The following is a 25,333-nucleotide window of genomic DNA, read 5'->3' on the forward strand; positions in this document are numbered from 1 at the left end:
CCATGGACCTCATTTTCTGGCGCCACGCCGAGGCCGACGACTGGGTGGAAGGCTGCGACGACATGCAGCGCTCGCTGACCGCGCGCGGCGAGAAGCAGGCCAAGCGCATGGCCGCCTGGCTCGACCGCCAGCTGCCCGAGGGCACCCGCATCGTCTGCAGCCCGGCGCGCCGCTGCGAGCAGACCGCGCTGGCGCTCGGGCGCAAGTTCAAGATGCGTACCGAACTGGCGCCCGACACCACCCCCGATGCGCTGCTGGCCGCGGCCGGCTGGCCGAACGGCAAGTCGGTGGTGCTGATGGTCGGGCACCAGCCTTCGCTGGGGCAGGCAATCTCGCTGCTGCTGGGACTGCAGCAGGACAGCTGCCCGGTGCGCAAGGGGGCGGTCTGGTGGATTCGCACGCGCGAGCGCGACGGCGATGTGCAGACCGTGGTGGTGACCGTCCAGGCGCCCGAGCTGCTCTAGGCGCCTCAGGCGTCCGAGACCTCGACCCGCCACGGGGTCTTCTGCCAGGCCAGCACTTCCTCGCGCAGCAGGTGGGCGGACTGCGGGAACAGCGCCGACCAGCCGGGGCGGCAGCCGACGATGAAGCGCCGCCCTTCGGGGCGTTCCAGCGTCAGACCCTGCAGGTCCGGATCGCGGCGCGCGTGGCACAGGATCACGGCCAGCCGCAAGGCGATCAGCTGCGAGACGAAAGTCTCGTCGTCGAGTGCGCTTTCGAGCTTGCGCAGCTTGCCGCGGTGGCCGAGCACCAGCTGGCTCAGGGCATGCATCTCGTTGACCGCGAAGCCGGGGGCGTCGGCGTTGTCCAGGATGTAGGCGCCGTGCTTGTGGTATTCGCTGTGGGAGATCTGGGCCCCGATCTCGTGCAGCTGGGCGGCCCAGCCGAGCTTGCGCAGCGCCCGGCCGGCCCGGCTGGTGGTGCTGCCGCCGCGCGCCGCCGGGTTCAGCTGCACATAGAGGGAGGCCGCGGTCTCGCCGACCCGCTTGACCTGGGCCCGGTCGACCGGGAAGCGGGACGCGAGCCGCGCCACCGTGGCGGTGCGCAGGTCGGCGACCACGTCGTCGCGCTCCAGCAGTTCGTACAGCACGCCATGGCGCAGGGCGCCCTGGGCGACCCGCATCTCCTCGATCTCGAGCAGGTCGAACACCGCCCGCAGCACGCTGACGCCGCCGCCGATCACCGGCTTGCGGTCTTCGCGCATGGCGTCGATGCGCAGCCGGTCGGCGCTGCCGGCCCGCAGCAGCCGGTCGACCAGCCAGTCGAGGCCTTCGCGGGTGACCAGGCCCGGCTCGTAGCCGGCCGCGGCCAGCACGTCGCCGACGGCGCCGATGGTGCCCGAGGCGCCGTACACCACGTCCCAGCGGTCGGGAAAGTAGGTGCCCAGCGCATCGTCGAGCACGGCCTTGGCCGCCACTTCCGCGGCCTGGAAGGCCGCGGGGGTGAACAGGCCCTGCGGGAAATGCTTCATCGACCAGGCGACGCTGCCGACCCGGTACGACTCCATGACTTCGGCCTCGTGCGCCTGGCCGATGATCATCTCGGTCGAGCGGCCGCCGATGTCCACCACCAGGCGGCGTTCGCGGTCGCTGGCGTCGGTGTGGGGCAGGGTGTGGGCGACGCCCTGGTAGATCAGCCGGGCCTCTTCGCGGCCCGTGATGACGTCGATGCCGAAACCGAGCACGGTGCGCGCGCGCAGCAGGAATTCGTCCCGGTTGCGCGCCTCGCGCAGGGTCTGGGTGGCGACGGCCCGGACCTGGGAGCGGTCGAAGCCGGCCAGCCGTTCGCCAAAGCGCGCCAGGGCGTCCCAGCCGCGCTGCATCGCCTCCGGCGTCAGGTTGCGCGCGTCGTCCAGGCCGTTGCCCTGGCGCACGGTCTCCTTGAGGTACTCGGTGCGGTGGATCTGGCCATGGTCGACCTGGCCGATTTCGAGCCGGTAGCTGTTCGAACCGAGGTCGACCGCGGCGAGGCGGGTTCCGTTTTTCATGATGAGGTGGAGAGGTCGGGGCCTGATCGTAGCCCGGCGGGGCTTCGAGGCTAGGCGGGCCGTGTGACGAATATGTGACAGCGACACATGGATACGCGCCGCCAAGGGCGATTTTCCCTCTGTGGGCGGGTGTCACGACGCTGTCACACAAGCTTTCTAGAGTCGCTGCCAAGCCCTCCAAGGGGGTCTCTTGCAGCTCAAAGGAAGCACCATGAAAACGACGTTCAAATTTGCAGCCGCCGGCCTGATCGCCGCCGCTTTCGCCCATCTTCCGGCCTTCGCCCAGGAAGCCACCGGCGCCGGCGCCAGCTTCCCGGCCCCGCTTTACTCCAAGTGGGCCGCCGATTTCAACAAGGCCACCGGCGCCAAGATCAACTACCAGTCGGTCGGCTCGGGTGCCGGCATCAAGCAGATCGATGCCAAGACGGTGGACTTCGGCGCCTCCGACATGCCGCTGTCCGACGACGAACTCAAGGCCAAGGGCCTGATGCAGTTCCCGACCGTCATCGGCGGCGTGATCCCGGTGGTCAACATCCAGGGCATCAAGCCGGGCGAACTCAAGCTCAGCGGCGCGGTCCTGGGCGACATCTACCTCGGCAAGATCACCAAGTGGAACGACGCCGCCATCAAGGCGCTGAACCCCTCGCTGAACCTGCCCGACGCCACCATCGCCCCGGTGCGCCGAGCCGACGGCTCCGGCACCACCTTCCTGTTCACCAACTACCTGAGCAAGGTCAACCCGGACTGGAAGGCCAAGGTCGGCGACGGCACGGCCGTGAACTGGCCCACGGGCGCCGGCGGCAAGGGCAACGAGGGCGTCGCCGCCTTCGTGAACCGGCTGCCGAACTCGATCGGCTATGTCGAATACGCCTACGTCAAGCAGAACAAGATGACCTACGCGCAGATGCAGAACGCGGCCGGCCACTTCGTCTCGCCGGACGACGACGCCTTCAAGGCGGCGGCCGCGGGCGCCGACTGGTCGAAGACCTTCTACCAGGTGCTGACCGACCAGCAGGGCAAGGACGCCTGGCCGATCACCGGCGCGACCTTCATCCTGATGCACAAGTCGCAGGAGAAGCCGGCCCAGGCCACCACCACGCTCAAGTTCTTCGACTGGGCCTACAAGAACGGCGACAAGACCGCCGGCGACCTGGACTACGTGCCGATGCCCGACAAGGTGAAGGGCGCCATCGCCACCGCCTGGGGTGACATCAAGGACGCGTCGGGCAAGCCCGTCGCGATCAAGTAAGACCACCCCCCGGCGCGCATGAGCACACCGCTTGACCGCGCGCCGGAATCGGAGCGACCCGTGTCATCCACATTCCCCGCCGGCGCCGGCCCGCTCGACCTCTCGGCCGAGCGCGCGCGTGCCAAAGTCACTCCACCGCCGGCCAAGCGGCCGCGCAGCGGCCCCGCCACCGACCGCCTGTTCGGCTGGGCCGCCAAGGGCGCCGCGCTGCTGACCTTGGCGATGCTGATCGGCATCCTGCTGTCGCTGCTGGTCGGCGCCTGGCCCGCGATCTCCAAGTTCGGCCTCGGCTTCCTCACCAGCAGCGTCTGGGACCCGGTGCAGGACCAGTACGGCGGCCTGGTGATGATCTACGGCACGCTGGCCACCTCGCTGATCGCGCTGCTGATCGCGGTGCCGGTGAGCTTCGGCATCGCGCTGTTCCTGACCGAGATGTCGCCGGCCTGGCTCAAGCGGCCGCTCGGCACCGCGATCGAGCTGCTGGCTGCCGTTCCGTCGATCGTCTACGGCATGTGGGGCCTGCTGGTGTTCGGCCCGATCCTGTCGACCTACGTGCAGCAGCCGCTGCAGAAGCTGTTCGAGGGCGTGCCCTACCTGGGCGCGCTGGTGTCGGGCCCGCCGGTGGGCATCGGCATCCTGTCGGCCGGCATCATCCTGGCGATCATGATCATCCCGTTCATCGCCTCGGTGATGCGCGACGTCTTCGAGGTCACGCCGCCGCTGCTCAAGGAGTCGGCCTACGGCCTGGGCTCCACCACCTGGGAAGTGGTTTCCAAGGTGGTGCTGCCCTACACCAAGGCCGGCGTCGTCGGCGGCATCATGCTCGGCCTCGGCCGGGCGCTGGGCGAGACCATGGCGGTCACCTTCGTGATCGGCAACACCAACCAGCTCAACTCCCTGTCGGTCTTCGAGCCCGCCAACAGCATCACCTCGGTGCTGGCCAACGAGTTCGCCGAAGCCGGGGCCGGCCTGCACCAGGCCTCGCTGATGTACCTCGGCCTGGTGCTGTTCTTCATCACCTTCGTGGTGCTGTCGCTGTCCAAGCTGCTGCTGGCGCAGATGAAGAAGAGCGAGGGCACCAAATCATGACCACTGCGGAACGACTCCTGAACGCCAAGACGCTCGAAGAGACGCGCGCGGCCCGCTTCGCCGGCCGCAAGCGGCTCAACTTCGTCGCCCTGACCCTGTCGCTGGCCGCGATGGCCTTCGGCGTCTTCTGGCTGGTGTGGATCCTTTGGGAAACGCTGCGCCTGGGCGTCGGCGGCCTGGCCCTGAGCACGCTGACCGAAATGACGCCGCCGCCGAACGAGGCCGGCGGCATCGCCAACGCGATCTTCGGCTCGCTGGTGATGGTGCTGATGGCCACCTTCGTCGGCACGCCGATCGGCATCATGGCCGGCATCTACCTGGCCGAGTACAACCCCAAGGGCTGGCTGTCGACCATCGTGCGCTTCGTCAACGACATCCTGCTGTCGGCCCCGTCGATCGTGATCGGCCTGTTCGTCTACGCCGTGGTGGTGGCCTACTTCAAGTCCTTCTCGGGCCTGGCCGGCGCGCTGGCGCTGGCGCTGATCGTGATTCCGGTCGTGATCCGCACCACCGAGAACATGCTGCAGCTGGTGCCCCCGGGCCTGCGCGAAGCGGCCTATGCGCTCGGCACGCCGAAGTGGAAGGTGATCCTCAGCATCACGCTGCGCGCGGCCCGCGCCGGCGTGGTCACGGGCATCCTGCTGGCGGTGGCGCGTATCGCCGGCGAGACCGCGCCGCTGCTGTTCACCGCGCTCAGCAACCAGTTCTGGACCTCCGACGTGACGCAGCCGATGGCCAGCCTGCCGGTGACCATCTTCAAGTTCGCGATGAGCCCGTACGAGAACTGGCAGCAGCTGGCCTGGGCCGGCGTGTTCCTGATCACCGTCGCCGTGCTGGCACTCAACATCCTCGCGCGGGTCCTGACGCGCAACAAGCTCTGAGAAAAAACATGCCTACCACCACCCTCGCACAGCCGACGCGCTCGAAGATCTCGGTCAAGGACCTGAACTTCTACTACGGCAAGTTCCACGCGCTCAAGGGCATCAACCTCGAGATTCCAGAAAACAAGGTGACCGCCTTCATCGGCCCGTCGGGCTGCGGCAAGTCGACCCTGCTGCGCACCTTCAACCGCATGTTCGAGCTCTATCCCGAGCAGCGCGCCGAGGGCACCATCGCCCTCGACGGCGAGAATCTGCTCACCTCCAAGCAGGACGTGGCGCTGATCCGCGCCAAGGTCGGCATGGTGTTCCAGAAGCCGACGCCGTTCCCGATGTCGATCTACGACAACATCGCCTTCGGCGTGAAGCTGTTCGAGACGCTCAGCGCCTCCGAGATGGACGACCGGGTCGAATGGGCGCTCAAGAAGGCGGCCCTGTGGACCGAGGTGCGCGACAAGCTGCAGCAAAGCGGTTCCGGCCTGTCGGGCGGCCAGCAGCAGCGCCTGTGCATCGCCCGCGGCATCGCGATCAAGCCCGAGGTGCTGCTGCTCGATGAACCCTGCTCGGCACTCGATCCGATCTCGACGGCGAAAATCGAGGAGTTGATCGCCGAGCTCAAAAGCGAGTACACCGTGGTCATCGTGACGCACAACATGCAGCAGGCGGCGCGTTGCAGCGACTACACCGCCTACATGTACCTGGGCGACCTGATCGAGTTCGGCGCCACCGAAGAGCTGTTCTTCAAGCCGAAGCGCAAGGAGACCGAGGACTACATCACTGGCCGTTTCGGCTAAGGGGACGACATGACCGAAAAACATCTTTCCAGCCAGTTCGACAGCGAACTCAACACGGTGTCGTCGCGCGTGATGGAGCTCGGCGGCATGGTCGAGGCCCAGATCCACCAGGCGGTCTACGCGCTGCAGGAGTTCGACGCCGAGGCGGCCGAGCGGGTCGCCGAGACCGAGCACCGCGTGAACGCGATGGAGATCGAGATCGACCGCGAGCTGTCGTCGATCATCGCCCGCCGCCAGCCGACCGCGCGCGACCTGCGCCTGCTGATTGCCATCTCGAAGACCACCGCCAACCTCGAGCGCGTGGGCGACGAGGCCAACAAGATCGCCCGCATGGTCAAGTCGATCATCGAGAGCGGCTCGGCCCGGGCGCTGCCCTCGAGCGAGCTGCGCATCGCCGCCGACCTGGCCTCGGGCCTGCTGCGCAAGGCACTCGACGCCTTCGCGCGCCTGGACACCGCGGCGGCGCTGTCGATCCTGAAGGACGACGACCTGATCGACAAGGAGTTCGACGGCTTCGTGCGCAAGCTGGTCACCTACATGATGGAAGACCCGCGCAAGATCTCCGCCAGCCTCGACCTGCTGTTCCTTGCCAAGGCGATCGAGCGCATCGGCGACCACGCCAAGAACATCGCCGAGTTCATCATCTACATCGTCAAGGGCGCCGATGTGCGGCACACTTCGATGCAGGACATCGAGTCCGCGCTGCAATGAGCGCATCGCCACTGAATTCATGAAGAAACCAAGGATCCTGATCGTCGAAGACGAGTCGTCGATCGCCGAGCTGATCGCCGTCAACCTGCGCCACAACGGCTTCGAGCCGATCTGGGCCGAAGACGGCGCCGCGGCGCAGCGCGAGATCGACGCCTTCCTGCCCGACCTGGTGCTGCTCGACTGGATGCTGCCCGGCCAGAGCGGCCTGCAGCTGGCCCGCCAGTGGCGCAAGGACCCGCGCACCAAGAGCATGCCGATCCTGATGCTGACCGCGCGCGGCGACGAACCCGACAAGGTGGCCGGGCTGGATGCCGGCGCCGACGACTACATCACCAAGCCGTTCTCGACCCAGGAGATGCTGGCGCGCATCCGCGCCGTGCTGCGCCGCCGGGCGCCCGAGGCGGTGGCCGAGCGGGTCGAGATCGGCGAGCTGGCGCTCGACACCGCCACCCACCGGGTCACCTGGCAGGGCGCACCGCTGAAAGTGGGGCCGACCGAGTTCAAGCTGCTGGGCTTCCTGATGCAGCACGCCGAGCGCGTCCACAGCCGGGCCCAGCTGCTCGACAAGGTGTGGGGCGACCACGTCTACATCGAGGAGCGCACGGTCGACGTCCACGTCAAGCGCCTGCGCGAGTCGCTCGGCGCCGCCGCGCCGATGGTCGAGACGGTGCGCGGTGCCGGCTACCGGCTCACGGCCCAGGCGACCGTCTGAGCACCGATCGCGCCAGAGGCCTGGCCGGCTGCGGCCGGGCGGGATAATCGTCCGGCATGCCGTTTCGTATCGCCACCTTCCTCGCTGCTTCCGCCCTGGGCGGCGGCCTGGCCACGGCCTTGCTGAACTGGCACTACGCCTGGCTCGGGGCCTGGCTGGGCGCCGTGCTGTGGCTGCTGCTCGATGCCTGGCGCGCCCAGCGGCTGCTGAACGTGCTGCGCCGCGATGCCGCCGGGCTGCCCTCGCGCGGACCTGGCGTCTGGGGCGAACTGTCCGAGCGCATCCGCAAGCTGCTGCGCGAGCGCGAACAGCAGACCCGCCAGGCCGAAGACCGGCTGCAGGAATTCCTGGCCGCCATCCAGGCCTCGCCGAACGGCGTGGTGCTGCTCGACGAACAGGGCCGCATCGAATGGTGCAATCAGACGGCCGCCGGCCAGTTCGGCATCGATGCCGAGCGCGACCTGCTGCAGCACATGGCGAACTTGGTGCGCGACCCGGCGTTCGTGGCCTACCTGGCGTCCTGGAACTACAGCCGCGACGTCGTGATCGACGCCCAGGGGCCGCAGCAGCGCAGCCATCCGGCCCGCCTGTCGGTGCAGGTGCACCCCTATGCCGGCAACCGCCGCATGCTGCTGACGCGCGACATCACCTCGCTCGAGCAGGCCGAGGCGATGCGACGCGACTTCGTCGCCAACGTCTCGCACGAGATCCGCACGCCGCTCACGGTGCTGGCCGGCTTCGTCGAGACGCTGCAGAACCTGCCGCTCGACGCCGAGGAGCGGGCCCGCTACCTGGGCCTGATGTCGCAGCAGTCGCACCGCATGGAAACGCTGGTCAACGACCTGCTGACCCTGTCGCGGCTGGAGGGTAGCGCGGCCCCGCCGGCGACCCGCTGGACGCGCATGCGGGCGTTGATGGCGCAGTGCGAGGACGAGGGCCGCGGCTTGTCGAGCCGGCTGAGCGCGCACGGGCATCGGCTGTCGTTCTCGATGGACGCCGACTCCGAGATCGCCGGCGCGCCGACCGAACTGCAGAGCGCCATGTCGAATCTGCTGAGCAACGCGATCCGCTACACGCCCGGCGGCGGCGAAGTCGCCGTGAGCTGGCGCCTGCTGCCCGACGGCCGTGGCGAATACGCGGTGCGCGACAGCGGTCCGGGCATCGCGGCCGAGCATCTGCCGCGGCTGACCGAACGCTTCTACCGCATCGACCGCAGCCGCTCGCGCGAGACCGGCGGCACCGGCCTCGGGCTGGCGATCGTCAAGCACATTGCGCAGCGCCATGGCGCCGAACTGCGCATCGAGAGCACGCTCGGCAAGGGTTCGCGCTTCGCGCTGGTGTTTCCGCCGGCCCGGCTGCGGCAGGCGACGCCCCTCAGCGCCGTCGCCTGAGCGTCGCCAGCAGCAGCGCGACGAACAGGCCGGCCGTGAGCGCTAGGGCCGCGGCGCCCATCAGCCAGAAGGCGAGCGGCGACGCCATCGCGGGCCAGGGCCCCATGCCGCGGTAGGCCAGCAGGTAGCCGCCGCCCAGCCCCATGCCCCACAGCAGCGCGCAATACAGCGCCAGCGGCATCACCGTGACGTGGTAGCAGCGGAGCACGAAGACGCACAGCGTCTGCAGTGCATCCGCGAAGTGATAGAGGGCGGTGGCCAGCAGCAGCGTGGCGCCGAGCGCGATCACCGCCGGGTTGGCCGAGTAGACGGCGGCCAGCTGCCAGCGCAGGGCCGCCATCGCGGCCGCGAACAGCAAGGCGAAGAGCACGGTCAGCTCGAAGCCGCGGGCACAGGCGCGCCGCGCGAGCGCGGCGTCGCCGGCGCCGAGCCAGAAGCTGACGCGCGCACTGGTCGCGATCGAGAGCGACAGCGGCATCATGTAGGCCACCGCCGTGAGGTTGGCGGCGATCTGGTGGGCCGCCGAGGCCGCGGTGCCCAGCCGGGCGATGAACAGCGCCATCAGCGTGAACGAAGTCACTTCGACCAGCACCGACAGCCCGGCCGGCACGCCCAGCCGGGCGAACTGGCGCAGTTGTCGCCAGTCGGGCGGCTCGACGCGCTGCCAGAAGCGGTAGCCGGTGTAGAAGGGATCGCTGCGCAAGAGCCAGATGGCGGCGCCGAGCATCGCGTAGTTGACCACCAGCGTGGCCCAGCCGCAGCCCACCAGTCCCATCGCCGGCAGCCCGGCGCCGCCGAAGGCGAACCAGATCGACAGCGGCAGCTTCAGGCCCAGCGAGGCCAGCTGCAGCCAGGTCACGAGCTGCGGCTTGCCCAGGCTCTGGCTGAGGGTGCTGAAGACGCGGAACAGCAGCGCCGGCGCCAGCCCGAAGGCCAGCACCCGGAGGTAGGCCTCGACGTCTTCGCGCATGGCCGCGGGCACCTCGGTCCAGCGCAGCAGGGGCGCGGGGAAGAGCAGCAGCGCCATGCCGAGCGCGACCGCGGCGGCACAGAGGTAGAGCGACTGGCGCACCGAACGGCCGACTTCGGCGGTGCGCCGGCCGCCGTGCAGTTCGGCCCAGATCGGCAGCAGGGCCTGCAGCCCGCCCATCAGCGAGACGTAGACGCTGATGAAGATCGCCGAGCCGACCGACAAGGCCGCCAGCGCGCCCTCGGCATAGCGGCCGGCCACGATCGTGTCGGTGACGCCGAAGGCCATCACCGCGAGCTGGCCGACCAGCACCGTCGCGGCGTGGCGGGCGATCACGCCTCGTTCCCGGCTGGCGCCGGGCCTGCTAGCCACCGCCACCGGCCGGCGCGATGCGTTGGTAGAGCAGCAGGTCGTCGCTCGGGCTGGTCGGGCGGCGCAAGGTGCCGATCAGGCGCCAGCCGTCGAGGCTCACGATGTCGTGCAGCCGGGCGATCGCCGCGGGGCTCACCAGCAGCCAGGGGCAGGGCGCCTCGGTGGTGAGCGACCGCAGCTTGAAATTGCCGTGGTAGCGCAGCGCGGCGAGGTGCGGCGGGCTGAGCGCGAGTTCGGAGATGCACTCGGGCTGGCCGACCTTGTCGGAGATCGCACGGACCTGCGGGATGTAACTGCGCGCGTAGTCGAGCAGCGGCAGCCACAGCGTCATCAGCAGCATCCAGCACAGCGCGGCGCCACCGGCCGGCAGCACCAGGGTCTTCCAGAGCGCGGCGCGATGGCGGCCGGTGCGCCAGCGCACCAGCCAGGCCCAGGCCAGGGTCGCGACCAGCGCGAAGACGAAGGCCACGGCGGAGAATTGCGGCACGAAGCCGGGCGCCAGCTTGGCGACATTGGCGGCCGGCTTGGCCGGCACGCCGGTCTGCATCGCCACCCACATCACCCAGATGATGATGGCCGAGCCGGTGAAGAACAGCAGCGTGAACCAGTCGATCAGCGCCGCCACGCTGCGCCGCAGGGTCGGCAGCGCGAACGCCGCCAGCGTGGCGAGAGCCGGCAGCCCGAGCAGCAGCGAGCGTTCGGAGAAATCGGTGGTCCAGGTCGCCAGCAGCGGTACCAGGGCGAACCAGAGCGGCAGGGCCACGTGGCGCGCCAGCAGCTGCCGGCGCCAGCGCCAGAGGGTCCACAACGCCAGCGGCCAGGTCGGCCAGGTGAACCACAGCAGCAGCTTGGCCTGGTCGCGCAGGTCGGCGAACAGGCGCACGTTCGGGTCGCTGCCGGGCAGGTCGATCTTCCATTGGAAGAGGCCGAGTCCGGCGCCCAGCGCGCCGGCCAGCAGCGTCGTGCCGAGCACGGCGGCAATCGCCCCGCGGCTGTAGGTCGGCTCGGACTCGGACATTTCGTCGTCGCTGCTGCGGCGGCGCTCCGCGCCGAGCACCCCCACGCAGCCGAGTCCCAGCGCCAGGCCCACCGTCGGCCCGCCGGACAGCACCAGGCCGAGGCTGCCGACCAGCAAGGCGACGAAGGCGCCGATGCGGTGATAGGGCAGCGCCGCGACGCCGTAGAACAGGTGCGCGGCGAAGAACAGCTGGGCCAGCGCCGGCGTGGTCTCATGGCCCAGTTGGGCCAGCCCCAGCGAGGCGATCAGCGCCAGCAGGGCACCGTCGGCGATCGCCCGTGCATAGTCGGTGGGCCGGGCCTCGCCGCCGAAGGCGAAGGCCACCGGCTGCGCCCGCGGCGTGCGTGCCAGGTAGTAGGCGGCGTACCAGGTGGCGGTGAAGGCCCCCCACAGCAGCAGGGCGAAGGCGATGCGCACTGCGAGGTCGGGGTTGATCCAGGCCGGCGCGATCTTGATCGCCCAGGCGCCGATCCAGTAGGGCAGCAGCGCCGGCGTCTCGGGACGCAGGCTCAGCAGCATCGGATCGAACCAGCGGGCCAGGCCGCCGCCGCCCTGCGCCAGTTCGGCCATGAAGCCGAAGGCCGCGATGTCGGCGCTCTTCCAGGGGCCCCGGCCCAGCAAGCCCGGCATCAGGTAGGCCGCGCACAGCAGCAGCAGCGCGATCCGCGGCAGGCGGCGCACGGCGCTTTGGGCAACGATCGCAGGCGTCGGCTGGTTCAAGGGGCGGGCAGGAAGCGTTCGATGGGGCAGATGTGAAAAAGGGCAGCGCGGTAAACCGGGCTGCCCTCGACGCGGAAGCGCCCTCCTTACTTGGAGGCGGCGCCGGTCGTCTTGCCGAAGCGGTTGCGGAACTTCTCGACGCGGCCACCCATGTTGTCGACCGACTTTTGCGTGCCGGTGTAGAAGGGGTGCGACTCGCTCGAGGTGTCGAGCTTGAAGAGAGGCAGTTCGCGACCGTCGTCGGTCTTGCCCATTTCCTTGGTGTTCGCGCACGAACGGGTCACGAACTTGAAGCCGTTCGAGAGATCCACGAACAGAACTTCGCGGTAGTTGGGGTGAATGCCTTCTTTAGCCATGATTCAGATCCTTTGGGTCGATGCGAGAGCCACTTGACGGGCAGGACGCCTACGAGAGCACTTTTCGCTAAGCCCGCAATTATCGCATACTGGCCTGTTTCAGCGCCAGAGGCCCGTTTCAGCATGCCATCTCCCACCTTGAAAGCCGGCCTGGTCGGCTACGGATTCGCCGGCCAGACCTTCCATGCGCCCGTGCTGTCGGCGGTTCCGGGGCTCGAACTCGGCGCCGTGGCCAGTTCCCAGCCGAACAAGGTGCATGCCGACTGGCCCCGGGTCGACGTGGTCCCGGACGTCGGCGCCCTGTTGCGGCGAAGCGACATCGACCTGGTCGTGGTGGCCGCTCCCAACGCCCAGCATCATCCGCTGGCCCGGGCGGCGCTGGAGGCCGGCAAGCACGTGGTGGTCGACAAGCCCTTCACCCTCGATGCGGCCCAGGCACGCGAGCTCGCCGCACTGGCGCAGCGCCAGGGGCGGCTGCTGTCGGTCTACCAGAACCGGCGCTTCGATTCGGACTTCCTGAGCCTGCGCGACCTGCTCGCGCGCCGCGAGCTCGGTCGGCCGGTGTATTTCGAATCGCACTTCGACCGCTTCCGGCCGCAGGTGCGCGAGCGCTGGCGCGAGCAGCCGGTGCCCGGCGCCGGCCTGTGGGTCGACCTGGGCGCCCACCTGGTCGACCAGGCGGTGCAGCTCTTCGGCCGGCCCGACACGCTGCAACTGGACACCGCCGCGCTGCGCGAACGGGCGCTGGTCGAGGATTACTTCCATGCCGTGCTGCGCTACGAGAGCGGCGAACACGCGCCCTTGCGGGTGGTGCTGCACGCGACCACGCTGGCCGCGTTCCCGGCGCCGCGCTACATCGTGCACGGCACCCGCGGCAGCTACCTGAAGCGCGGCGTCGATCCGCAGGAAGACGCGCTGCGCGCCGGCGGCCGGCCCGGCGATGCGCAATGGGGCGCCGACCCGGTCGACGGCGAACTCACGCTGGTGGGACTGGATGGCAGCGCACGCATGCAGAAGCTGCCCACGCAGGCGGGGAACTACGTGCGCTATTACGCGGCGGTGCGCGATGCGATCCTGGGGGAGGGCCCGAATCCGGTGACGCCGGAGCAGGCGGTCGAGCTGATGGAACTGCTCGACCTGGGTCGCCAGAGCGCGGCGGAAGGCCGGGCCCTGGCGGCGCGCTGACGGCTCGCCAGCGCGCTGAAGGCGAAGGGGCTCAGCCCCCGCGACGCATCATGTCGAAGAACTCGACATTGGTCTTGGTCGCCTTCATGTTCTTGAGCATCAGCTCCATCGACTCGATCTCGTCCATGTTGTACATGAGCTGGCGCAGGATGCGGGTCTTCTGCAGGATCTCGGGCGCGAGCAGCAGTTCTTCGCGCCGGGTGCCGCTGCGGTTGAGCTGGATCGAGGGGAACACGCGCTTCTCATAGAGCCGGCGGTCGAGGTGGATTTCGGAGTTGCCGGTGCCCTTGAACTCCTCGAAGATCACTTCGTCCATGCGGCTGCCGGTGTCGATCAGGGCGGTGCCGATGATGGTCAGCGAGCCGCCTTCTTCGACGTTGCGCGCCGCGCCCAGGAAGCGCTTGGGGCGCTGCAGCGCGTTGGAGTCGACACCGCCGGTCAGCACCTTGCCCGACGAGGGCACGACGTTGTTGTAGGCGCGGGCCAGGCGGGTGATCGAGTCGAGCAGGATCACGACGTCCTTCTTGAGCTCGACCAGGCGCTTGGCGCGCTCGATCACCATTTCGGCGACGTGCACGTGGCGGGCGGCGGGCTCGTCGAAGGTCGAGGCGATGACCTCGCCCTTCACGGTGCGCTGCATCTCGGTCACTTCTTCGGGCCGCTCGTCCACCAGCAGCACCATCATGTGCACTTCGGGGTAGTTGGCGCTGATCGCGTGCGCGATGTGCTGCATCATCACCGTCTTGCCGCTCTTGGGCGGCGCCACCAGCAGGGCGCGCTGGCCCTTGCCGATGGGCGCGATGATGTCGATGATCCGGCCGGTGATGTTCTCTTCGCCCTTGAAGCCGTCGCGCTCGAGCTTCATCTGCTCCTTCGGGAACAGCGGGGTCAGGTTCTCGAACATGACCTTGTGCTTGTTGTTCTCGGGCAGGCCGTCGTTGACCTTGTCGAGCTTGGTCAGCGCGAAGTAGCGCTCGCCGTCCTTGGGCGTGCGCACTTCGCCTTCGATCATGTCGCCGGTGTGCAGGTTGAAGCGGCGCACCTGGCTCGGCGAGATGTAGATGTCGTCGGTGCTGGCGGTGAAGCTGGTGTCGGGGCTGCGCAGGAAGCCGAAGCCGTCCGGCAGGATCTCGAGCACGCCGTCGGCGAACACCTGTTCGCCGGCCTTCGCGCGCTTCTTGATGATCGCGAACATGAGCTCCTGCTTGCGCATGCGGCCGACGTTTTCGATCTCAAGGGCTTCGGCCTGCTTGAGGACTTCGGACACGTGGAGTGCCTTGAGTTCGTTTAAGTGCATGGAATGACCCCGTGCGGGGAAATCAGTCTGAAACCAGGAGGGGGAGGTTTGAGGAGAGGCGAGAGAGGCCTCACAAACCGGGGAACTCGAACCGGGTCCCTGGATGGGCCGGTGATCTGCGAGAGATTATGACAGGAAAATCGGCGGCTGCCGGCGCGTTGCGCGCGGGCAGCCGGGAAACGATTCAGGCGAGTTGCTGATCGATGAAGGCCGTGAGTTGCGCCTTGCTCATGGCGCCGACCTTGGTGGCGGCGAGCTGGCCGTCCTTGAACAGCATCAGGGTGGGGATGCCGCGGATGCCGAACTTGGCGGGGATGTCGCGGTTCTCGTCGACATTCATCTTGGCGATCTGCAGCTTGCCTTCGTAGGTGTTGGACACCTCGTCGAGGATCGGCGCGATCATCTTGCACGGGCCGCACCACTCGGCCCAGTAGTCGACCAGCACGGGCTTGCCGGACTTGAGCACGTCGGCTTCGAAGGAGGAGTCGGAGATGTGTTTGATGAGGTCGCTGGCCATGGGGTTGTGTCCTTCTGCGCGGAGAGTTTCGGTGTCGCCAAAGTGCAGGTCATTGTGACAGAAACCAAGTGGTGGCGTGGTCGGCCCCCAGGCTATGGCGCCGATAGGCAAAGCGGTGACACTCGACCCATGAACCAAGAAAAGAAAGTCGCGGTGGTCGGTGGCGGCCCCGCCGGATTGATGGCCGCCGAGACCCTGGCCGCCGAAGGCGTCGAAGTTCATGTGTACGACGCCATGCCCTCGGTCGGGCGCAAGTTCCTGCTGGCGGGACGCGGCGGCCTGAACCTCACGCATTCCGAACCCTTCGAACGCTTCGCCGGCCGCTTCGGCGAGCGCAACGCCCAACTGGCGCCGCTGCTGCGCGCGTTCGGTCCCGAGCAGGTGCAGGCCTGGGCGCAGGGCCTCGGCATCGAGACCTTCGTCGGGACCTCGGGGCGCGTGTTCCCGAAGGACATGAAGGCCGCGCCGCTGCTGCGTGCCTGGCTGCATCGGCTGCGGCAGGCCGGCGTGCGCTTCCACATGCGCCATCGCTGGCTCGGCTGGGCCGACGCGCAGGCCGCGGCCACCACACTGCGCTTCGCCACGCCGGATGGCGAAGTGGGGGCCTCCCACGACGCGGTGGTGCTGGCGCTCGGCGGCGCCAGCTGGTCGCGGCTGGGTTCCGACGGCGCCTGGGTGCCATGGGTGGCCGGGCGCGGCGTCGGCGTGGCACCCCTGGTGCCGGCCAACTGCGGCTTCGACCTCGGCTGGACGCCGCACTTCGCCGAGCGTTTCGCCGGCATGCCCTTCAAGTCGGTGGCGATCGCGTTCAGCGACGGGCGCGGCCGCAGCTTCGCGCGCAAGGGCGAGTTCGTCGCCACCGCCACCGGCATCGAGGGCAGCCTGGTCTATGCGGCGTCGGCCCTGCTGCGCGACGAGATCGCCGAGCGCGGCAGCGCCACCCTGATGCTCGACCTGCTGCCCGATCGCAGCGCCGAGCAGGTGCGCGCCGCAGTGCTGCATCCACGCGGCGCGCGATCGCTGGCCAGTCATTTGAAGAGCCGGCTGGGCATCGAGGGCATCAAGGCCGGCGTGTTGCATGAGGTGCTCAGCCGCGACGAGATGCACTCACCGGACAAGCTGGCCGAGACCCTCAAGGCGGTGCCGCTGCGCCTGACGGCCGCGCGCCCGATCGACGAGGCGATCAGCACCGCCGGCGGCGTGCGCTTCGATGCGCTCGACGACCAGTTGATGGGGGTCGCGCTGCCGGGCGTCTTCTTCGCCGGCGAGATGCTCGACTGGGAGGCGCCGACCGGCGGCTACCTGCTGACCGTTGCGATGGCGAGCGGTGCGCAGGCCGCGCGCGGCGTGCTGGCGCGCCTGAAGTAGGGCCCTTGCGTTCGCTCAGGCCCGGCCCAGCCAATGGCGGGCGGTGGTGGCGATGACCCGCGCCGCCTGGGTCTTGATCTGCGGTGCCGCGGGCGGCTCGCAGGCCACCGGAAACGGCCAGGGCGCGCGCCTCGCAACGCGGGGCCGTGGCTCGAACGGCAGCACCCTGCCGGCGTTCGACGAGGGTGTGGGGAGGGGCATGGTCTCGCCTTGGCGTTGTGGTGGGGCGGTTCATTCTATAGAAACAACTGTATAAAAAAACAGTATTTCTGATTCCCCGTCGACACCTTCGACTTAAGGCAGCCCTCAGCAACCTCGTCGATGCTAGGGTCATGAGCCCGAACCCCACACACACCGCCGCTGAGCTGCTGGCCCGAGGCGGCCGCGCCGATGCGCTGTCCTCCGCCCTGAGCCCCGAGGCATCCCATGCCTGTCGACGCGCTGCGCGCGCCCTCACGTCGCATTTGCACGACTGCGGCGAGCAGGCCTTGAGCTATCCGCAGGTGAACCTGGTCCGGGCCCTGTTCCTGGCCGAGACCGCCACCGGCCGCCCGCGGCGCGGTGCCCAACAGACCCTGGGCATGGTGGCGCAGTTCTTCACGCCGATGCAGATGGATTTCGCCGTCGAACTGCTGACCGAGGCCTTGGAGGGGGAGGAGGGCGAAGCCTGGGCCATCCTCGAAGAGCTCGAGCGCATGGCCGATGAAGCCGGTCGCCCGGACCCGGGCCGACAGCCCGACTGATCGTGGCGCCGCCACAGCGCGACCCGGGCCGGCCCATGTTCACCAAGCTTCTGACGCTGGCCGGGAACTGCGCGCGCCCGCGGCCGCCCCGGCGGCCCCTGGCCCCGATCCCCATCGAGGTCCAATGGGAGACGGCCTTCGAGGAGCGGCCCCGCATCCGGGTCCTGCCCCACCGGGGCGCCGTCTGGGTACCGACATCGGATGTGCGCCATGCGTTGAGCCCCTCGGCCGACGAACTGGCGCACGGGATGCGGCAATCGATCGCCACCCACCGGCCGGCACCGGTTCCCGTGACGTTTCCGGTGTTGCCGGCCTGCCCCGACGCGGCGCCCGAGGCGCTGAGCTGCGTGCGGATTTCCCAGTTGGACGCGCTCGGGGCCTACTGGGGCTGCGAGGCCCGCGCGCGCTATCTGCGGCACTACCTGTCGCTGGCCTTGGGCGAAGGGCGCGCGCGAATGCGGGACGCGCCGTGAGCCGCCGAACAACGCCGCGCTACACGGCCGGCTTGCGCTGTCCGACCGCCGCCGACGGCGCTTGGGCTTGCAGCAGTGCGCAGATCCCGCGAACCTGCTTCTGGATGATTCTTGCCACTTCGACCCGCCGCGAGGGGCCGAGCCGGCTGGATATGGCGGCCACGCTGATGGCGGCGATGGGGTTCTTGGGCGGGAAGGCGACACCGACGGCTGCGGTGCCCGGCGTCGCGGCACTGTCCAGGAACGAATAGCCCCGGGCCCGGCTTTCGATCAACGCCGCGCGCAGGAAGCCGGGGTCGAAGGAGCCGAACTTCGCATATTGCGCGCCACTGGCCTCCACGATGTGGTCGGCTTCGGCCTCGGGCAGGGCGCTGAGGATGGCGAGGCCGCCCGCGCCCACCCCCATCGGCCGGCGGATGCCGACGTCGAGCGTCAGGGCCTTGATGGGGTAGTCGCCGAGCGCGCGGCTGGTGCAGATCGATTCGGCGCCGCGCCGCTCGCTCAGGTACACCGTGTCCTGCGTCTGGTCGGCAATCAGTTGCAGCGCTTCGTAGCACAGGTCGCTCAGCTGATAGCGCGGTTGGGCCAGCAATCCGAGCTCATAGAGCAGCGGACCCAGGTGGTATTTGCGCGTCAGCGGGTCGCGATACACCAGCCCTTCCAGTTCCAGGCGCTGGAGCATGCGAAAGCAGGTGGACATCGGCAGGCCGCTGACGTCGACGACGTCCGCGATGCGCATGCCGCGCCGTCCGCGCGTTGCGATCACGCGCAGCATGCCCACCACCCGCTCGATGCTCTGGGTGCCGCTCCTCGCCAGCGGTTCCTGGGCTTCGGGGCTCGCGGGGCCGCGGCGCTTGCGCGGCTTGTCATTTGTTTCCACGATGTGGCAGTAATTCGGGTTGCACCCGAACGGTTTCTAAGGGGAGGTCAATATAGTCGAAAGCACCGACAAATGAAGAACTCCCACATCGTGGGAGTCAAACGGAATCGACAATGCCCCACACGATGACCGAGAAGATCCTGGCCCGCGCCTCCGGCAAGGTGCGCGTGAAGCCGGGCGAAGAGATCACGGCGCGCCCCGACTTCGTCATCAGCTACGACTTCCCCGGCTACACCGACGTCTTCTTCAAGGAGACGCGCGAGGACTTCGGCATCGAGAAAGTGTCCAGTCCGGAGCGCTTCGTCCTCTTCATCGATCACATGGTGCCGGCTGCGGCGCCGAAGGAAGAAGAGCTGCACAAGGTCACCCGCGCCTGGGGCAAGGAACAAGGCGTTCCGGTCTACGAGCGCGAGGGCATCGGCCACCAGGTGGCGGCCGAGCTGGGCTATGCCACGCCGGGCGGCTTCGTCGTGCACTTCGACGGCCACGTCAGCCAGCTGGGCGCCTTCGGCAGCTTCGCGTTCGGCGCCCGCAAGGGCGTGATCGAATCCTTCGTGACGGAGAACGTGACCATGACCGTCCCGGCGACGGTCAAGGTGGAGCTGGTCGGCACGCTTCAGCCCGGCGTGATGGCGCGTGACGTGTTCCACCAGATGGTGCGCGTGATGGGGCCGGCGTCCTGTTGCTTCAAGGCCGTCGAACTCTGCGGCCCCGTCATCGACCAGATGAGCATCGAAGGCCGGCAGACCATCTGCGGCCAGGCGATGTTCCTCGGCGCCACCACCATGCTCATTGCGCCCGATGCGAAGACGCTCGCCTACGTGGCCGGCCGCTCGAAGCTGGACCTGGAGCCGGTGTATCCCGACGCCGATGCCGTCTACGAGCGGGTCGTGACCATCGACGTGTCGGCGCTCGAGCCCATCGTGGTGGTGCCGCCCAGCCCGGCGAACACGCGCGACCTCAAGGACTACATCGGCGTGGAGGTTCACACGGGCTACCTCGGTTCATGCGCCAGCGGGCGGCTGGAGGACCTGCGCGTGGCGGCGCAGGTGCTGCGCGGGCGCCGCATCCAGCCCGGCTTCCAGCTGCACGTGGTGCCGACGTCCAAGGCCATCATGGCGGCGGCGGCACGCGAAGGCCTGATCGAATGCCTGGTCGAGGCCGGTGCCTTCATCAGCTCGCCCAGCTGCGACTACTGCTTCGGCCGGATCGCCACCATGAGCGCCGGCCAGCGCGCCGTGTCCACCGGCACGCTGAACACGCCGGGCCGCATGGGCAGCGTCGATTCCGAGATCTACATCTGCAACGCGGCCGTGGTGGCGGCGTCGGCGCTGGAGGGCCGCATCGCCGATCCGCGCCCGTACCTGGCCGAAGCGGCCGCAGCCGCCGCAGCCGCCGGAGCCGCCGCATGAGCCTCGTCAACCTGCGCGGGCGCGTGGCCTGGATCTTCGACGAAGACGATTTCGACATCGACCTGATCGTCGGCGTGCGCAACATCAAGATCACCGACGTGGCGGAGCTCGCCGCATTGGCAATGGCCGACTACCTGCCCGACTTCGCCAGCACCGTGCAGAAGGGGGACGTTCTCGTCGGCGGGCGCAATTTCGGCTACGGACATCCGCACTATCCGGCCATGCGGGCGATGCGGCACCTGGGCATTTCCTGCGTGATCGCGGAGTCGTTCTCGCCGGGATTCTTCCGCGGGGAAATGAGCATGGGCTTTCCGCTGGTCACCTGTCCCGGCATCCGCGCCGCCGCCGCGCGCGGCGATGCGCTGGAAGTGAACTGGGACACCCGCGAAGTGAGCAACACCCGCACCGGCCAGAAGCTGCCGCTTCAGCCTTTTTCCGCTTCCGAGCGCGGCATGCTCGATGCGGGCGGCCTGATCCCCTATCTCAAGGCGCGCATCGCGAAAGCCGAGAACCCCGAGGCGCAGTCGCCCTGACTCGATCGGCGCCGCCCCGCGCCATGCGGACTTTTTCTCAATCAACCGTGCCGCGGACCGCTTCGGACAAGGGCACGAATATCTGGAGCAACGAGATGACCCCCAGCCGCCAGGCGCTTCGCCAACGCATCACCCACGGGCCCACCTTCTGGTTCGGCGGCGCACAGGACGCCCTGTCGGCGCTGCTCGTCGATCAGTCGGACTTCGATGGCGTCTTCAGCACCGGCTTCGGCATTTCCGCCTCGCTGCTCGGACAGCCCGACATGGAGCTCTACACGCTGACCGAGAACGTGGCGACCGTCAACCGGATGGTCAACGCGGTTCGAAAGCCGGTCTTTGCCGATGCCGATACCGGCTACGGCAACGTGCTCAACGTCGGGCGCACCGTGCGCGAGTTCGAGAAGGCCGGCGTGGCCGCGCTCTCGCTGGAAGATCAGGTCAGCCCCAAGCGCTGCCCGGCTGCGGCCACCCAATCGATCGTGGTGCCGATGGAGGTGGCGGTGGCGCGCATCAAGGCCGCGGTGGATGCGCGCCAGGACGCCGACCTGCTCATCGTCGCGCGCACCGACGCCATGGACGCGGGCGAGGCCCTGGAGCGCGCGGCCCGGTACGCCGAAGCCGGCGCCGATCTGATCCAGCCCATCTCGCGCACCTTCCACAGCTACGAGCAACTCGTCCAGCTGCGCGAGGTGTGCGGCCGCCGCCTGTCGCTGCAGCTGATGGCGGGCACCTGGATGACGTCGCTGAGCCGGGCCCAGATCGAGCAGGTCGCGGCTTTCGCCACCTACCCCATTGCCAGCCTGCTGAGCATCGTGCAGGCGGTGCGCGGCAACCTGCAGGAGCTGGCGCGGCGCCGCTGCGGCGACTTCGACGGTCTGCCCTTCGAACAGACCACCATGGCGGCCTTCAAGGACATCATCGGCTGGCATGCGCTCGAGGAGCGGCAGGCCCGCTACGAAGTCGGCAGCAGCCACTGACGGCGCGCCTTTCCCGACCCATCCCCTTCCTTTCCTCCCAGTAGAACGATCAGGAGCAAACGTGCGTACTTTCAAGTTGATGGGCCACCTCGTGGTGGCCGCCACTCTGGCGCTGGCCTTCGGCGCGGCGACGGCGCAAGGCAGCGCCTTTCCGACCAAGCCGATCCGGATCGTCGTGCCGTACCCGCCGGGCGGCGCCACCGACGTGGCGGCGCGCATGCTGGTCCCGCGCCTTCAGGAGGAACTCGGCCAGAGCATCGTGGTCGAGAACCGTCCCGGCGCCGGCGGCAACATCGCCATGAACGCCGTGGCGCAAAGCAGTCCCGATGGCCACACCCTGGCGATGACGCTGACCGGCATGCTGTCGATCAACCCGGTGATCTACAAGAAGGCCGGCTTCGCCGCTTCCGACTTCGTGCCGGTCGCCCAGGTCTCGCTGGCGCCGCTGCTGCTGGTGGTGCCGGAGAACTCTCCCTACAAGAACGTGCAGGAACTGCTGGCCGCCGGCAAGAAGGCGGGCAAGGACGGCCTGGCCTACGGTTCGGCCGGTGCCGGCGGCCTGTCGCACCTGGCTTCCGAATCGATCAATGCGCACGCGAACGGCAACTTCGTGCACGTGCCCTACAAGGGCGGTGCACCGCTGGTGCAGGCGCTGATGGCCAACGAGGTGGCGTGGGGCCTGCTCGGGACGGGCGATGCGCGCAGCTTCGTGCAATCAGGCAAGTTGCGCGCCATCGGCGTGCTGCGCAACGGCCGCTCCGAACTCTGGCCGGGCATCCCCACGCTGACCGAGCAGGGCGTGCCAGGGGGCGTGGATTTCGACGTCTGGTTCGGCGTGGTGGCGCCGGCCAAGACGCCGGCACCGGTGGTGAAGCTCCTGAACGACAAGATCGCGCAGATCGTCGCCGAACCGGCGTTCCGCAAGCGGCTGAACGAACTCGGCGGCGTGGCCCCGGTCAGCGGCAACAGCGCCGCGGATTTCGCGCAGGTGCTCCAGCGCGAGCTGGCGGTGTTGCCCAAGGCCGCACAGGCGGCGGGGCTGCAGCTCGACTGAGCGCTCGCTGCCACGACGGGGCAGGGTAGGTTCGAATTGGCGAGGGTCAGGCAAGCTCCTACAATTTTCGCGATGGTCGGTCCCGGACCGATCTCGCCGAACCCCTGCGCGCCGCAGCGACCGTCGCGCCCAACGTTCCGCACAAGCCGCCTCGCGCGTCGCTGATCGCCCAGCACCCGCGGTCGGCTGCTGGCGATGCGCGCATGCACCGTTCATGCCGCGCCCATGCCAAGGAGGCCGACGGCAGCCTCCTTCGAAGGTCTTGCCGATGGCAGCACCCCTCACGATCGCATTCACTGCTGCAGAGGGACTGAAACAGGAGGCAAAGATGACGATGCTCAATTGGACGAGACGGTTGCGGCAGCTGCCCAATGCCCCGGTGCTTCGCTCGGTGCTGCTCCGACTGAAAAGCGAGGAGTTCCACACGCCCGCTGGATTCTGCAAATATTTCGGCGTCTTCGAGTGCTTCGACGCCGCCCGTGCCTGGCTGCCCCGCAACGAAGGATTCGACAACGCGGCCTTGGTCCGCGGCTACCAGCAGCATGCCCGTCACGTGTTTGCCTATGACTACCCCATGATGTGGTGGCTGCAGCTCGCTTTTCGCGACGGCGCCAGAACGTTGCTCGACATCGGTGGCTCCTACGGCGTGCATTACTACGCCTATGGGCGCTATCTGCAAATGCCGGACGATCTGATCTGGGAGGTGGCGGAGTTGCCGGCGATGATCGCCATTGGCAGGGAGTTTGCCGCTCGCAAGACGACCGCGCTTCGCTTCACCCGCGACGTCCGGGAGGCGGGAAGGCGTGCCACGATCTGGCTTTCCTCTGGCGCCCTCCAATACATGGACGAAGGTCGATTGGATCGCTGGCTCCAAATGTCCGGAGCGCGCCCATCCCACATCCTTCTGAACAAGCTTCCGATCTATGACGGGAGCGACTTCGTAACGGCCCAGAATATCGGCTGCGACTGCTACGCGCCGGTGCATGTCTACAACCGCGCCAAATTCGTCAGCGAGGTCGAGGGCCTAGGCTACACGCTGAAGGACGAATGGAAGGTTCACGAGCGCAGCCTGTGGATTCCGGGACATCCGGAGTGCGCCATACAGGCCTTCTCCGGGTTGTATTTTTCCCGGACAGACTCGACGCATCGGCCGCTGAGCGCCGCCTCGACCTCGGTGGCCGCGCCCCCGCCGTTGGCATTGGAGCGCCGACGCACGGACAGGGTGCCCTGCCTCGTGCGCCGACTGCAAGTCCGCGTCACGCTTGGAAAATGCCCGTTTCCCCGTGGAGAAACGTACAAAGTGAGAGGTTGACGAGCCTTACCCCCGGCACTGGCTACGCAGTTAGGGCTGCTTGGTTCCCCACCTGACCCGGTTGGCCACTTCACCATGCGGGGAGGCCCGTCAACCGAGGATTGTAGGCGACCGCGAAAGCCCCGGCCTTCACCAGACCATCAACGAGGTTTCGAGTGCCGCGTCGGCATAGTAGAGGCGCACCCCCACCTGGTACTTGCGGCCCTTCTGCAGCCGCATCGTCACCTTGGCGTTGAGGTCGGTGCCGCTGTCGTCGGCGCCCGCGATCTGCACGTTGCCGGCCGGTGTGACCTCGAACAGCACCAGCACGGTGTCCGACGTGCCGAAGGTGCCGATGTTGTAGGTCCGGGTGCGCGTCGGCGAGAACTCGAAGGTGCGGGTCTCGCCGGCCTTGAGCTTGAGCAACTGCGACAGCCCGATCTTCAGCGGCGTCGCCACCGGCGTCCGCACGCCCGGGTACGACTCCACCACCCAGGCCTTGTCCGCGAAAGAGAGCCCGCCCTTGGGCTGCAGGCCTGCCTGGTATTTCTCCGGCGCGATGATCAGCCCGGCTCCGAACTGGTACTCCATGACCGAGTCCGGGTCCCAGGTCGTGCCCTTGATCTCCGACACCGGGATCTTGCGCAGGATGTTCCACTCGATCTGCGACTCGTTCCAGTTGTTCGGCGGCCCCTTGAAATAGGCCAGCACGGCGTCGCGGTTCCAGGAGATGCCCGCGTTCGGGTTCTGGTGCTCGTGCTCGAGGCCCAGCGTATGGCCGATCTCGTGCAGCGCCGTGTCGTGACCATAGGTGGTGGTCAGCGCCCAGCCGAAGTTCATCGTGCGTTCCTGCGGCGACCGGGTGTTGAGCACATCGCGCCCGACATAGGACCAGGAGCCGTCCTGCGGATCGAAGCCGATCCGCACGATCGCATCCTCGGGCGCCTCCACGCGCCGGAAGGCGATGCTGAGGCCGAGCTTGGCCCAGGTTTCGAAGGAACCGTCGACCACCGCGATGTCGGCACTGCCGCCCTGCCAGGCGGCGGGCACGCTGTCGCCGCGCTTGAAGCAGTAGTAGGTGATCTGGGTGCCGCTGACCCATTTCTTGCCCGCGGCCAGGATGGCACGGACGCGGCCGGCGGCGACGCCGGCGTCGAACTGGCGCACCGGCTGCACCGGTTGCGCGCAATAGCGCCGCGCCTCGACGGCTGCGCGCGCACCGGATTTCTTGGCGGCAGCCGGGCGGGCCGCCTTGCGGGTCGCAGTGGGCATCTCGATCTCCTCGTGTTTTTTCATGCTAGGCGCGGCGGCCGCGAAAGCCATCTGCAAGATGGCGTAGGCCGCGGCGCAGGGAGG

Annotated in this window: 26 protein-coding genes and 1 other RNA gene; 17 read left to right on the top strand and 10 right to left on the bottom strand. The window is 68.4% G+C overall.

Going from position 1 to position 25,333, the window contains the following annotated elements; genetic code table 11:
• Positions 1–2 precede the first annotated feature (2 nt).
• Entirely contained in the window at positions 3–464 is a 462-nt protein-coding gene (locus QTI33_RS24585; RefSeq protein ID WP_286508985.1) for a SixA phosphatase family protein, read from the top strand.
• Positions 465–469: 5 nt separating this feature from the next.
• On the opposite strand, the gene QTI33_RS24590 is transcribed toward QTI33_RS24585, so the two are convergent.
• Positions 470–1,987, bottom strand: a complete 1,518-nt coding sequence (locus QTI33_RS24590) for a Ppx/GppA phosphatase family protein (RefSeq protein WP_286508986.1) — start codon at positions 1,985–1,987, stop codon at positions 470–472.
• A gap of 211 nt (positions 1,988–2,198) precedes the next feature.
• Between QTI33_RS24590 and pstS the strand changes: the two genes are divergently transcribed.
• Genes pstS through phoR form a run of 7 tightly spaced genes read left to right on the top strand, consistent with a single transcriptional unit; the run spans position 2,199 to position 8,811 of the window.
• Positions 2,199–3,236 carry a phosphate ABC transporter substrate-binding protein PstS gene (pstS, locus tag QTI33_RS24595; RefSeq protein WP_286508987.1) on the top strand — a complete coding sequence of 346 codons (1,038 nt, stop codon included), beginning with the start codon at positions 2,199–2,201 and terminating at the stop codon, positions 3,234–3,236.
• An 18-nt stretch (positions 3,237–3,254) separates the two neighbouring features.
• The gene (pstC, locus tag QTI33_RS24600; RefSeq protein ID WP_286508988.1) at positions 3,255–4,325 is read left to right on the top strand and encodes a phosphate ABC transporter permease subunit PstC; all 1,071 of its coding nucleotides are present in this window, start codon (positions 3,255–3,257) and stop codon (positions 4,323–4,325) included.
• A complete protein-coding gene (gene pstA / locus QTI33_RS24605; RefSeq protein WP_286508989.1) occupies positions 4,322–5,206 on the top strand; it encodes a phosphate ABC transporter permease PstA in 885 nt (294 codons plus the stop codon). Before pstC ends, pstA begins: the two co-directional genes overlap by 4 nt.
• 8 nt (positions 5,207–5,214) lie before the next feature.
• The gene (pstB, locus tag QTI33_RS24610) at positions 5,215–5,997 is read left to right on the top strand and encodes a phosphate ABC transporter ATP-binding protein PstB (RefSeq protein WP_286508990.1); all 783 of its coding nucleotides are present in this window, start codon (positions 5,215–5,217) and stop codon (positions 5,995–5,997) included.
• A gap of 9 nt (positions 5,998–6,006) precedes the next feature.
• Complete coding sequence (phoU, locus tag QTI33_RS24615) at positions 6,007–6,708, top strand: phosphate signaling complex protein PhoU (protein ID WP_286508991.1); 702 nt, start codon at positions 6,007–6,009, stop codon at positions 6,706–6,708.
• Positions 6,709–6,727: 19 nt separating this feature from the next.
• Positions 6,728–7,420 (top strand): phosphate regulon transcriptional regulator PhoB, encoded by a 693-nt coding sequence (gene phoB, locus QTI33_RS24620; RefSeq protein WP_286508992.1) that lies wholly within the window; start codon positions 6,728–6,730, stop codon positions 7,418–7,420.
• Between the two features lie 56 nt (positions 7,421–7,476).
• A complete protein-coding gene (gene phoR / locus QTI33_RS24625) occupies positions 7,477–8,811 on the top strand; it encodes a phosphate regulon sensor histidine kinase PhoR (RefSeq protein ID WP_286508993.1) in 1,335 nt (444 codons plus the stop codon).
• On the opposite strand, the gene QTI33_RS24630 is transcribed toward phoR, so the two are convergent.
• The 3 genes from QTI33_RS24630 to QTI33_RS24640 form a co-directional block, all read right to left on the bottom strand.
• Positions 8,795–10,069, bottom strand: coding sequence for an MATE family efflux transporter (locus tag QTI33_RS24630; protein ID WP_444814888.1), 1,275 nt, complete (start codon positions 10,067–10,069; stop codon positions 8,795–8,797). The two genes, phoR and QTI33_RS24630, sit on opposite strands and share 17 nt — an antisense overlap.
• 76 nt (positions 10,070–10,145) lie before the next feature.
• The gene (locus QTI33_RS24635; protein ID WP_286508995.1) at positions 10,146–11,891 is read right to left on the bottom strand and encodes a hypothetical protein; all 1,746 of its coding nucleotides are present in this window, start codon (positions 11,889–11,891) and stop codon (positions 10,146–10,148) included.
• A gap of 86 nt (positions 11,892–11,977) precedes the next feature.
• Positions 11,978–12,247, bottom strand: coding sequence for a type B 50S ribosomal protein L31 (locus QTI33_RS24640; protein WP_158722485.1), 270 nt, complete (start codon positions 12,245–12,247; stop codon positions 11,978–11,980).
• Positions 12,248–12,370: 123 nt separating this feature from the next.
• Here QTI33_RS24640 and QTI33_RS24645 point away from each other — a divergent pair, with 123 nt between their 5' ends.
• Entirely contained in the window at positions 12,371–13,432 is a 1,062-nt protein-coding gene (locus QTI33_RS24645; protein ID WP_286508996.1) for an oxidoreductase, read from the top strand.
• 31 nt (positions 13,433–13,463) lie between these two features.
• Here the strand turns inward: QTI33_RS24645 and rho are convergent, their stop codons facing one another.
• On the bottom strand, positions 13,464–14,729 hold the full coding sequence (gene rho / locus QTI33_RS24650) for a transcription termination factor Rho (protein ID WP_158722484.1): 1,266 nt from the start codon (positions 14,727–14,729) through the stop codon (positions 13,464–13,466).
• 184 nt (positions 14,730–14,913) lie between these two features.
• Entirely contained in the window at positions 14,914–15,246 is a 333-nt protein-coding gene (gene trxA / locus QTI33_RS24655; protein WP_028253873.1) for a thioredoxin TrxA, read from the bottom strand.
• A gap of 129 nt (positions 15,247–15,375) precedes the next feature.
• Between trxA and QTI33_RS24660 the strand changes: the two genes are divergently transcribed.
• The gene (locus QTI33_RS24660; protein ID WP_286508997.1) at positions 15,376–16,614 is read left to right on the top strand and encodes a TIGR03862 family flavoprotein; all 1,239 of its coding nucleotides are present in this window, start codon (positions 15,376–15,378) and stop codon (positions 16,612–16,614) included.
• Positions 16,615–16,629: 15 nt separating this feature from the next.
• On the opposite strand, the gene QTI33_RS24665 is transcribed toward QTI33_RS24660, so the two are convergent.
• Complete coding sequence (locus QTI33_RS24665; protein WP_286508998.1) at positions 16,630–16,815, bottom strand: hypothetical protein; 186 nt, start codon at positions 16,813–16,815, stop codon at positions 16,630–16,632.
• A 131-nt stretch (positions 16,816–16,946) separates the two neighbouring features.
• Here QTI33_RS24665 and QTI33_RS24670 point away from each other — a divergent pair, with 131 nt between their 5' ends.
• A complete protein-coding gene (locus QTI33_RS24670) occupies positions 16,947–17,357 on the top strand; it encodes a hypothetical protein (protein WP_286508999.1) in 411 nt (136 codons plus the stop codon).
• 35 nt (positions 17,358–17,392) lie between these two features.
• Positions 17,393–17,830: a hypothetical protein gene (locus QTI33_RS24675; RefSeq protein WP_286509000.1), complete on the top strand. Its 438-nt coding sequence runs from the start codon at positions 17,393–17,395 to the stop codon at positions 17,828–17,830.
• Between the two features lie 19 nt (positions 17,831–17,849).
• On the opposite strand, the gene QTI33_RS24680 is transcribed toward QTI33_RS24675, so the two are convergent.
• Positions 17,850–18,710, bottom strand: a complete 861-nt coding sequence (locus QTI33_RS24680; protein WP_286509001.1) for an IclR family transcriptional regulator — start codon at positions 18,708–18,710, stop codon at positions 17,850–17,852.
• A gap of 125 nt (positions 18,711–18,835) precedes the next feature.
• Between QTI33_RS24680 and QTI33_RS24685 the strand changes: the two genes are divergently transcribed.
• The 5 genes from QTI33_RS24685 (at position 18,836) to QTI33_RS24705 (ending at position 23,998) form a co-directional block, all read left to right on the top strand.
• The gene (locus QTI33_RS24685; RefSeq protein ID WP_286509002.1) at positions 18,836–20,122 is read left to right on the top strand and encodes a 3-isopropylmalate dehydratase large subunit; all 1,287 of its coding nucleotides are present in this window, start codon (positions 18,836–18,838) and stop codon (positions 20,120–20,122) included.
• Entirely contained in the window at positions 20,119–20,655 is a 537-nt protein-coding gene (locus QTI33_RS24690; RefSeq protein ID WP_286509003.1) for a LeuD/DmdB family oxidoreductase small subunit, read from the top strand. The genes QTI33_RS24685 and QTI33_RS24690 overlap by 4 nt, the downstream gene beginning before the upstream one ends.
• 95 nt (positions 20,656–20,750) lie before the next feature.
• Positions 20,751–21,632, top strand: a complete 882-nt coding sequence (locus QTI33_RS24695; RefSeq protein WP_286509004.1) for an isocitrate lyase/PEP mutase family protein — start codon at positions 20,751–20,753, stop codon at positions 21,630–21,632.
• A 61-nt stretch (positions 21,633–21,693) separates the two neighbouring features.
• The gene (locus QTI33_RS24700) at positions 21,694–22,686 is read left to right on the top strand and encodes a Bug family tripartite tricarboxylate transporter substrate binding protein (protein WP_286509005.1); all 993 of its coding nucleotides are present in this window, start codon (positions 21,694–21,696) and stop codon (positions 22,684–22,686) included.
• A gap of 328 nt (positions 22,687–23,014) precedes the next feature.
• Complete coding sequence (locus QTI33_RS24705) at positions 23,015–23,998, top strand: methyltransferase, TIGR04325 family (RefSeq protein WP_286509006.1); 984 nt, start codon at positions 23,015–23,017, stop codon at positions 23,996–23,998.
• Here the strand turns inward: QTI33_RS24705 and ffs are convergent.
• Both ffs and QTI33_RS24715 read right to left on the bottom strand, forming a co-directional pair.
• Positions 23,994–24,090: signal recognition particle sRNA small type (ffs, locus tag QTI33_RS24710), an RNA gene on the bottom strand. The two genes, QTI33_RS24705 and ffs, sit on opposite strands and share 5 nt — an antisense overlap.
• Before the next feature lie 37 nt (positions 24,091–24,127).
• Entirely contained in the window at positions 24,128–25,249 is a 1,122-nt protein-coding gene (locus tag QTI33_RS24715) for a M12 family metallopeptidase (protein ID WP_286509007.1), read from the bottom strand.
• Between the last annotated feature and the right edge of the window lie 84 nt (positions 25,250–25,333).

The organism is Variovorax davisae (assembly GCF_030316845.1).
Classification (GTDB): Bacteria; Pseudomonadota; Gammaproteobacteria; order Burkholderiales; family Burkholderiaceae_C; genus Variovorax; species Variovorax davisae.

What these genes read in the sequence shown, in the direction of transcription:
- QTI33_RS24675 (WP_286509000.1), top strand. Translation starts at nt 17,393, where the DNA reads ATGTTCACCAAGCTTCTGACGCTGGCCGGGAACTGCGCGCGCCCGCGG.
- QTI33_RS24640 (WP_158722485.1), bottom strand. Translation starts at nt 12,247, where the DNA reads ATGGCTAAAGAAGGCATTCACCCCAACTACCGCGAAGTTCTGTTCGTG.
- phoU (WP_286508991.1), top strand. Translation starts at nt 6,007, where the DNA reads ATGACCGAAAAACATCTTTCCAGCCAGTTCGACAGCGAACTCAACACG.
- QTI33_RS24585 (WP_286508985.1), top strand. Translation starts at nt 3, where the DNA reads ATGGACCTCATTTTCTGGCGCCACGCCGAGGCCGACGACTGGGTGGAA.
- pstS (WP_286508987.1), top strand. Translation starts at nt 2,199, where the DNA reads ATGAAAACGACGTTCAAATTTGCAGCCGCCGGCCTGATCGCCGCCGCT.
- QTI33_RS24645 (WP_286508996.1), top strand. Translation starts at nt 12,371, where the DNA reads ATGCCATCTCCCACCTTGAAAGCCGGCCTGGTCGGCTACGGATTCGCC.
- phoB (WP_286508992.1), top strand. Translation starts at nt 6,728, where the DNA reads ATGAAGAAACCAAGGATCCTGATCGTCGAAGACGAGTCGTCGATCGCC.
- QTI33_RS24590 (WP_286508986.1), bottom strand. Translation starts at nt 1,987, where the DNA reads ATGAAAAACGGAACCCGCCTCGCCGCGGTCGACCTCGGTTCGAACAGC.
- QTI33_RS24665 (WP_286508998.1), bottom strand. Translation starts at nt 16,815, where the DNA reads ATGCCCCTCCCCACACCCTCGTCGAACGCCGGCAGGGTGCTGCCGTTC.
- QTI33_RS24690 (WP_286509003.1), top strand. Translation starts at nt 20,119, where the DNA reads ATGAGCCTCGTCAACCTGCGCGGGCGCGTGGCCTGGATCTTCGACGAA.
- QTI33_RS24705 (WP_286509006.1), top strand. Translation starts at nt 23,015, where the DNA reads ATGACGATGCTCAATTGGACGAGACGGTTGCGGCAGCTGCCCAATGCC.
- phoR (WP_286508993.1), top strand. Translation starts at nt 7,477, where the DNA reads ATGCCGTTTCGTATCGCCACCTTCCTCGCTGCTTCCGCCCTGGGCGGC.
- QTI33_RS24715 (WP_286509007.1), bottom strand. Translation starts at nt 25,249, where the DNA reads ATGCCCACTGCGACCCGCAAGGCGGCCCGCCCGGCTGCCGCCAAGAAA.
- QTI33_RS24660 (WP_286508997.1), top strand. Translation starts at nt 15,376, where the DNA reads ATGAACCAAGAAAAGAAAGTCGCGGTGGTCGGTGGCGGCCCCGCCGGA.
- pstC (WP_286508988.1), top strand. Translation starts at nt 3,255, where the DNA reads ATGAGCACACCGCTTGACCGCGCGCCGGAATCGGAGCGACCCGTGTCA.
- QTI33_RS24630 (WP_444814888.1), bottom strand. Translation starts at nt 10,069, where the DNA reads ATGGCCTTCGGCGTCACCGACACGATCGTGGCCGGCCGCTATGCCGAG.
- QTI33_RS24695 (WP_286509004.1), top strand. Translation starts at nt 20,751, where the DNA reads ATGACCCCCAGCCGCCAGGCGCTTCGCCAACGCATCACCCACGGGCCC.
- rho (WP_158722484.1), bottom strand. Translation starts at nt 14,729, where the DNA reads ATGCACTTAAACGAACTCAAGGCACTCCACGTGTCCGAAGTCCTCAAG.
- pstB (WP_286508990.1), top strand. Translation starts at nt 5,215, where the DNA reads ATGCCTACCACCACCCTCGCACAGCCGACGCGCTCGAAGATCTCGGTC.
- pstA (WP_286508989.1), top strand. Translation starts at nt 4,322, where the DNA reads ATGACCACTGCGGAACGACTCCTGAACGCCAAGACGCTCGAAGAGACG.
- trxA (WP_028253873.1), bottom strand. Translation starts at nt 15,246, where the DNA reads ATGGCCAGCGACCTCATCAAACACATCTCCGACTCCTCCTTCGAAGCC.
- QTI33_RS24670 (WP_286508999.1), top strand. Translation starts at nt 16,947, where the DNA reads ATGAGCCCGAACCCCACACACACCGCCGCTGAGCTGCTGGCCCGAGGC.
- QTI33_RS24685 (WP_286509002.1), top strand. Translation starts at nt 18,836, where the DNA reads ATGACCGAGAAGATCCTGGCCCGCGCCTCCGGCAAGGTGCGCGTGAAG.